We start from the raw sequence: 1,487 nt of genomic DNA, 5'->3' as shown, positions 1-1,487 counted from the left end.
ATGGTAACTTGGGTCGAATAAGCAGTTTGTATTCTCAGGGCGGCAAATGCTGCCCTTTTACTTTTCTAAAAAAGTGAGGCAAATTCCGTAACAACAAATGCTTCTAAATTTAAACTCAAAAAGGCCGTCTGAAACCATGTGTCAGAAATCCTAGATTTCATTTCACACCGTTTCAGACGGCCTTATTTGATACGCTTCTACTTAAAACGATACTTTCAAACTGCCGTAGAAGGCACGGCCATGCTCGTTGTACGTTTGTGCGCCGGCAGTTGTGCGGTACAGTTTTTTGTCAAACAGATTGCTGATACCGCCACGGACAGCCACGCGTTTGTTCCAGTTGTAGCCTGCATTGATACCCCAAATACCGTAAGAGCCGACTTGGGTTTGGCTGTGTTCGGAAGACAACGCTGCTACGCCTGCACGAGGATTGCCGTTTTGTTCCAAACGGTTGACTGCCACGCTGCGCGGCTTGGTGCGGCCGTAGTGGGTAAAGGTCAGATTGGCATCGAAGCGTTCGTTCGGCGTCCAAGACAATGTGCTGTTGATGGTATGTTTCGGCACCAAAGACAATGGATTGCCTTGATAATCTTCAGATTTGTGCATATAAGTGAAATTGTTGCTCCACTTGAGTGTGTCATGCAACGGAATCACCAAGTTGCCTTCGATACCTGAAATAGTCGCTTTCGGCGTATTTTCCCATTGCAGGAGCCAGTTGCCAATATTGCTGGTGGCAATGAGCTGGTCGCCGATCACGATTTTATTGCGGTACGCGTTGTGGAAATAAGTCGCCGAAGCCTGCCAGCCGTTTTTGTTGAATTCAAGACCAATCTCTTTATTGATACTGGTTTCAGGTTTCAAATTGCCATTGCCCATGTAGTAGCAGCGGACACTGTTCGGCGCATTGAGCGGACAGCCTTGACCGCGTGTGTACAGGATAAAGTCAGGATTGGTTTGATACAGGTTTGGCGCTTTATACGCACGGGCAATACCGCCTTTGACCAACCAGTTTTCGCCGATTTGATGCGAGAAGTTCAAAGCCGGACTCCAATTTCTGCCGCTGTCGCTGTTGTGGTCGAAACGGATGGCCGGAATCAGATGGGTTTTGTCGGTCAATGAAATATTGTCTTCAACGTATGCCGCCCAGTTGCGTTGAGATGCCTTACCACCGCGCGTTGCGGAGATGCCGTTAAACGCATCGGTTTTGCCTTGGTCTTTAAATCCCTGAGTATTGGAGGCAGGATCGTCCAATTTGCTGTCAGTAAATTCTGCACCAACCGTCAACACGTTATCGACACCAAGTTTGAACGGAATATTCGCTTCGCTGCTGAAGCGCAGGTTTTTCAGACGGCTTTGAACAAAATCCAAGCCTGTATAGCTGCCTTCCGGACCACCGGCCAAACCTTCAGGCAAGTGGCTGTTGATTGTGCGCTCATAACTGATCACGTTTTTAGTATCGCCCCATTCCCATGCGCCGTCATGCGTTAAAG

At 48.4% G+C, this 1,487-nt stretch carries 1 protein-coding gene; it reads right to left on the bottom strand.

The features are described from left to right. Positions 1 to 201: 201 nt before the first annotated feature. The coding region (locus tag ACTHUR_RS11030) for a FepA family TonB-dependent siderophore receptor (RefSeq protein WP_440398598.1) at positions 202 to 1,487 on the bottom strand (1,286 nt) is incomplete at its 5' end.

It is taken from the genome of Neisseria sp. P0021.S007 (assembly GCF_051956855.1).
The sequence above is the reverse complement of the archived record's forward strand: the minus strand, read 5'-3'. Positions and strand labels throughout refer to the sequence as shown.